Genomic DNA, 5,658 nt, shown 5'->3' on the forward strand with positions numbered 1-5,658 from the left:
TGGCGATGACCGCTTAACTCCACTTTTGGCTACTGCTAAAAATGGGGGGATTACCGCCTCAAGTTGGTAGCGGCCCGATCAAACGAGCCACAAATAAACCTCTTGTCATAAATTAGCCTTGCTATCTATATACGCTCAGGTATCATTCAAAATGTCAGTGCTTGTCGTTTGGTTCGGCAGCTTTCAAGACGAGGAGGGATTCGATGCAGTCTGTGGAGATTATTACGGTCGATGTCATTACTTTGGGCGCGGGCGGCGGTGCTTACCCTGCGGCCTTCCGACTGGCGCGAGCCGGTCTGCGCGTTGTCATGGTCGATCCGAAGGGCGTGATGAGCGGCAACTGCCTAGCCGAGGGGTGCGTACCCTCCAAGGCCGTGCGCGAAGTGGCCGAACGTTATCGCCAGACCCGTCACTTTGACCAGTTTGGCCTGAAGGGTGAGGTTGCCGTGGATTTCGCGACTGTTCTAGCCCATAAAGATCAGGTTCAACGCACCCGCTATGCACAACATGCCAACGAGCTTGCCGCATTGGAAGGGCATTTGAGCCTGGTCAATGGGCGAGCCCGCTTTAAGGATGAACATACCGTCATTGTTGAAACCGAACACGGCGAAGAAACCTACCGCGCCCAGCACATCATCATCGCCACGGGGTCAGACGTGTTCATACCCCCTCTGCCGGGTGCCGATTTGTGCCTGAATTCACATGACCTGTTCGCACTCGACCCGAAGCTCGACACGCTGCCCAAACGCTTGGTCGTCATTGGCGGGGGTTATATTGGCCTTGAAACTGCTACCTTCCTGCACGCTTTTGGCACGAAAGTCACTGTGCTGGAAATGGCTGACCAGCTCCTGCCGGGCATGGATCCGGACTTTGTTCATGCGCTAACCCCTTTGCTTGATCCCGATATTGCCTGCATCACCGGCGCCAAGGTCGAGGCGGTTGAACGTGCGGACGATGGCGCGTTGCAGGTTCGCTATCGCCTAGGCGAGCGGCGCCTTACGGTCTTAACCGATACCGTGTTGATGGCCGTGGGTCGGCATTCCGTTCTGCCACAAGGCCTTGAGGCCATCGGCTTGCAGGTAGACCATGGGCGAATCGTGGTCGATAACTGCCTGCGCACCAACCTGCCGCATATTTATGCCTGCGGCGATGTGAATGGGCGGGTACCACTGTTTCATGCCGCTGTCGGGCAATCACTCGTCGCTGCAAGCAACATCATGGGTGGCGGACGGCCGTTGGCCTATTTTGATTTCAATTCGGTTCCTACCACTATTTTTACGCTGCCTGCCGCATCCTATGTGGGTCATACGCGTGCCTTGCTCAAAGCTCGTGGTATTGCGGCCGTGGAAGCGGCTTATGAGTTTACCGAAGATTCTCGCGCCCAAATTCTTGGGGAGACCGGCGGTGAATTACGCCTGTTTTTCGAACCAGGCAGCCTGCGTTTACTCGGCGGCTGGGTGATCGGACTTGATGCCGAACAACTGATCGGTGAAATCGGGATCGCCGTTGCCACTGGACTCACGGCACATGATCTCGCTGCATTTTGCGACCAGCACCCGATGGCCAGCGAGGGTATCTCGAAGGCCGCACGCACTTTGTTCTAAACCACTGGAGAACGGCATCATGTCAATGACAGAAAAATTAACTGAAATCAAAAAATTAACCACTGATTTACTGAAAGAATATCCGAGCGAAACAAACTCCTTCATGAATTTCATGCAGAAAGCGGAAAGTGGCCCAGTACTTGATATGCGTATCAAGGAGCTGATCAACGTGGCACTGGCCGTTGCCGCTCAATGTGAGTGGTGTATCGCCCTGCATGTCAGTCAAGCGCTCCATGCCGGTGCCACCCGCGATGAAATCATGAGCGCCGGTTTTATGGCCGTGGTGATGCACGGCGGCCCTGCGCTGATGTACCTCATCCCACTCAGAGAAGCTCTGAACGAACTCGCACCAGGTAAATAAGCATCATCCAAACGCCATGTACAGACAATGAACTAGGGGAATATACATGACAAATATAGAAAAAAACATGCTGGATGCGCAGATACGCGGCTTCGGTCGTTTCAGCCTGATGATTGGTATATTGCTGATCGTACTGGGAACAATCGGTGTTTTAGCGCCGGTTTTGTTTTCATTTGTTACCGCGACACTATTCGCCTGGCTGCTGATTATCAGCGGGCTAATTTGGGGGTGGCATGGCTTCCAGCACGGCAGCAGCTTTATTGACTGGCTTAAGGCCATACTTCTTTTAACCATCGGCGTGCTTATTTTGTTCCAGCCCGTTATCGGTATCGAATCAGTTGCATTGCTGTTTAGCGCCTATTTCATGCTGGATGCGATTGTCAGTTTCTTTCTGTCCGTCAAAGCGGGCAAGATTGGTGGACGGGTATGGATGGTGTTCAACGGCCTGATCGATAGTGCACTGGCCGTTTTGTTTTTGCTGAACTGGCCCGACTCGGCACTTTGGATGGTTGGCCTGTTTGTCGGAATCAGTCTGATATTTGACGGCTGGGCGCTGACCATGATCGGCTGGTCGATGCGTCATAATTCCAAAATAATGTGAGAGCAGCATCATGCCTCAGCTCATATTACTTCGACATGGCGAATCTGCTTGGAATCTGCAAAACCGCTTTACCGGCTGGGTCGATGTATCGCTGAGCGAACACGGCATGGCCGAGGCCGCCACTGCGGGCAAAATATTGCGAGACTGGCGATTTGACGTGGTGTTCACCTCCGCTCTGTTACGCGCGCAGGATACGGCTTACGAAGTGCTTAAGCACAACCGTCATTGTCGGCATTACATTCGCATCCATGAAACGGGCAGCCCGCGCTACAGCCTCTACGATAAAAAAGCCGAAGACGAGGGAGAGCTTGTGGTGCATGTTTCAGAAGCGCTCAATGAACGTTACTACGGTGACTTGCAAGGACTGAACAAGGACGAAGCTAGGGCTCGCTTCGGCGCGGAACAGGTGCAGCAGTGGCGACGTGGCTACCGCGTACAACCGCCGGGCGGCGAGAGTCTGGAGATGACATCCCAACGCGTCATGGACTACTACCACCGGGTTATCGAACCCTGTCTGCGGGCGGGCAACACCCTGTTGGTGCCCGCCCACGGCAATTCGCTACGTGCGCTGATCATGCATCTTGAAGACATGACGCCCGATCAAATCATGGCCTACGAACTCAAAACGGGCACACCCCACATATACGACTTTGATGCGCAACTAAACCTGACGGGCAAAATCATTATGGACAAGTCGGAAACAGCCGCCGTCAGCACAACGCAAACCAAACCGGAGGGCGCGGCTCATGGAGCGTGAATTACATATCCGTTTTCTGCGCGACATGCTGCGTGCCCGCCGTATGGAGGAGCGCATCGCACAGGAATACACGCGGGGCAATATCGGTGGTTTTCTGCACCTATATCCTGGTGAGGAGGCCGTAGCGGTTGGCGTGTTGCACGCAGCCGAACCCGGCGATTACGTGGTTAGCACGTACCGCGAACACGTCCACGCGCTCGTTCGTGGCATGCCGATGCGCAACATCATGGCCGAGCTGTTCGGCAAGCGTGATGGCTGCTCGCGCGGCATGGGTGGCTCCATGCACCTGTTCGATACCGAGCGGCGTTTCCTCGGTGGTTATGCCATCGTGGGCGAAACTTACCCCATTGCCATCGGCGCGGCCTATGCCGTAATGATGCGCGGCCTACCCGAAGCAGTCATCTGCTTCTTTGGTGACGGCGCAGTCAATCAGGGCACCTTCCACGAGTCGCTCAACATGGCCGCGCTGTGGAAACTGCCGGTGCTGTTCGTGTGCGAGAACAACCATTACCAGATCGGTACCGAAATCCACCGCCACTCGGCAGTCACCGAGGTGTATAAACGCGCCGCGGCTTACAACATCCCTGCCGCCAAAATTGACGGCATGAATATTGAAACCGTTAACCGTCACGCCCGCGAAGCACTGGCACAGGTGCGCGCCGGACAGGGTCCGCACCTACTGGAATTCGAGACTTATCGCTACCGGGGTCACTCTATAGCCGATCCGGGTAGCTATCGCCCGGCGGTTGAAGTCGCAGCCTATGAAGCCCGGGATCCCATCGCCGCCGAGATGCGAGACCTGTCGCTGCATTACCCCGATGCCGATACGCTGCACGCACTCGGATTGCACAGTAGTGAATCGCTGGGCCAGCATTATATTGAACACGGTCATCTCGACACAGCGGGTCTTGAAGCAATTGAAGCCGACATCCGCGCCGAGATCGATGATGCCGTGGCGTTCGCCCAGGCCGCGCCCGAACCCACACTGGATGATGCCCGCCGTGCACTGCGCCCCAGTCTGATCCAGGAAACACTTATCTAGAGGGCATCCCATGCAAATCATCAGTTATTGGCAGGCGCTTAACTTGGCACACGATGCCGAGATGGCCGCAGACGATACCGTGATCGTGCTCGGTGAAGACGTTGGCCTGTTTGGCGGCACCTACCGCGTTACCGAAGGCCTGTACGCCCAATATGGCGAGCGGCGCGTGCTGGATACGCCTGTCTCCGAGGGCAGCTTCACCGGGTTAGGGGTAGGCGCAGCCATGGCCGGTCTACGGCCGGTGGTGGAAATCATGACCGTCAATTTCGCCTTACTCGCGCTGGATGCCATCATCAACATGGCGGCCAAAATCCCGTTTATGTCCGGTGGGCAATTCACCATGCCATTGACCATCAGAATACCGAGCGGCACGGCACACCAGCTCGCCGCGCAACATTCGCAGCGCCTCGAACACACCTTGATGAATGTGCCCGGTTTACGCATCGTGGTGCCCGCCACTCCGCAGGATGCCTACTGGCAACTACGTCAAGCCATCCGCTCCGATGACTGCGTGATTGTGCTGGAACACGAGCTCCTCAACTTCGACCAAGGGCCGGTCGATACGGCTGCCGTTGCGCCACCACCGCACCGCGCCGCCGTTCGACGCGAAGGCAGTGACCTCACCGTCATCAGCTATTCACGCATGGCCAATCAGGCGCTGATCGCCGCCGAACAACTCGCCGCCGAAGGTATCGAGGCCGAAGTCCTCGATCTGCGTTCGCTCAGCCCCATCGACTGGGAAACTTGCGCCGCCTCGGTGCGCAAAACCGGCCACCTGTTGATTGCCGAAGAGGATTCCCGTTTTGCCGGTGCGGGTGCAGAACTCGTTGCCGAACTGACCGAACGTTGTTTTTCCAGCCTACGCGCCGCACCGCTGCGCGTGGCCGCGCTCGACTTGCCCAACCCATACAACAAAACGCTGGAGCAGCAGATTATTCCGCAACCCGCCGATATTGCCGCCGCCGCACGCACGCTGGTCGGCAAGGCGCCCCGTCAGGAAATGCCCAAATGAACAAAACCCCCGTCACCATGCCCCTGCTATCCGACACCATGCAAACCGGTCGCCTTGCCCGCTGGCTAAAGCAGCCTGGCGATGCCATTAAGACAGGTGATGTGCTTGCCGAGGTCGAATCCGACAAGGCCATTATGGATGTCGAAGCCTATAATGATGGTTATCTTGTCGGCCCACTGGCACCCGTGAATACCGACATTCCGGTCAAATCTAACATTGCCTGGATTGCCGATGAACCGGCGGTAGCCGAAGCCGCACCGCAAGCAGCCGCACCGGCAAAA

At 56.4% G+C, this 5,658-nt stretch carries 7 protein-coding genes; all 7 read left to right on the forward strand.

The features are described 5' to 3' along the window. The first annotated feature begins 203 nt into the window (after positions 1-203). Complete coding sequence (locus tag Q0C48_RS09380) at positions 204-1,604, forward strand: dihydrolipoyl dehydrogenase (protein WP_291523707.1); 1,401 nt, start codon at positions 204-206, stop codon at positions 1,602-1,604. 19 nt (positions 1,605-1,623) lie between these two features. Continuing rightward, on the forward strand, positions 1,624-1,965 hold the full coding sequence (locus tag Q0C48_RS09385; RefSeq protein WP_291523709.1) for a carboxymuconolactone decarboxylase family protein: 342 nt from the start codon (positions 1,624-1,626) through the stop codon (positions 1,963-1,965). A gap of 46 nt (positions 1,966-2,011) precedes the next feature. Beyond that, a complete protein-coding gene (locus Q0C48_RS09390; protein ID WP_291523711.1) occupies positions 2,012-2,566 on the forward strand; it encodes an HdeD family acid-resistance protein in 555 nt (184 codons plus the stop codon). A 10-nt stretch (positions 2,567-2,576) separates the two neighbouring features. Then, the gene (locus Q0C48_RS09395) at positions 2,577-3,323 is read left to right on the forward strand and encodes a histidine phosphatase family protein (RefSeq protein WP_291523713.1); all 747 of its coding nucleotides are present in this window, start codon (positions 2,577-2,579) and stop codon (positions 3,321-3,323) included. Next, a complete protein-coding gene (locus tag Q0C48_RS09400) occupies positions 3,313-4,365 on the forward strand; it encodes a thiamine pyrophosphate-dependent enzyme (protein WP_291523714.1) in 1,053 nt (350 codons plus the stop codon). Before Q0C48_RS09395 ends, Q0C48_RS09400 begins: the two co-directional genes overlap by 11 nt. A 10-nt stretch (positions 4,366-4,375) precedes the next feature. Further along, positions 4,376-5,377, forward strand: a complete 1,002-nt coding sequence (locus Q0C48_RS09405) for an alpha-ketoacid dehydrogenase subunit beta (RefSeq protein WP_291523716.1) — start codon at positions 4,376-4,378, stop codon at positions 5,375-5,377. After that, positions 5,374-5,658 (forward strand): lipoyl domain-containing protein (locus Q0C48_RS09410; RefSeq protein WP_291523718.1); only part of this gene is annotated, 285 nt, incomplete at its 3' end. The genes Q0C48_RS09405 and Q0C48_RS09410, both read left to right, overlap by 4 nt.

Source organism: Acidithiobacillus sp., from assembly GCF_023255755.1.
Classification (GTDB): Bacteria; Pseudomonadota; Gammaproteobacteria; order Acidithiobacillales; family Acidithiobacillaceae; genus Acidithiobacillus.

What these genes read in the sequence shown, in the direction of transcription:
- Q0C48_RS09385 (WP_291523709.1), top strand. Translation starts at nt 1,624, where the DNA reads ATGTCAATGACAGAAAAATTAACTGAAATCAAAAAATTAACCACTGAT.
- Q0C48_RS09380 (WP_291523707.1), top strand. Translation starts at nt 204, where the DNA reads ATGCAGTCTGTGGAGATTATTACGGTCGATGTCATTACTTTGGGCGCG.
- Q0C48_RS09405 (WP_291523716.1), top strand. Translation starts at nt 4,376, where the DNA reads ATGCAAATCATCAGTTATTGGCAGGCGCTTAACTTGGCACACGATGCC.
- Q0C48_RS09395 (WP_291523713.1), top strand. Translation starts at nt 2,577, where the DNA reads ATGCCTCAGCTCATATTACTTCGACATGGCGAATCTGCTTGGAATCTG.
- Q0C48_RS09390 (WP_291523711.1), top strand. Translation starts at nt 2,012, where the DNA reads ATGACAAATATAGAAAAAAACATGCTGGATGCGCAGATACGCGGCTTC.
- Q0C48_RS09400 (WP_291523714.1), top strand. Translation starts at nt 3,313, where the DNA reads ATGGAGCGTGAATTACATATCCGTTTTCTGCGCGACATGCTGCGTGCC.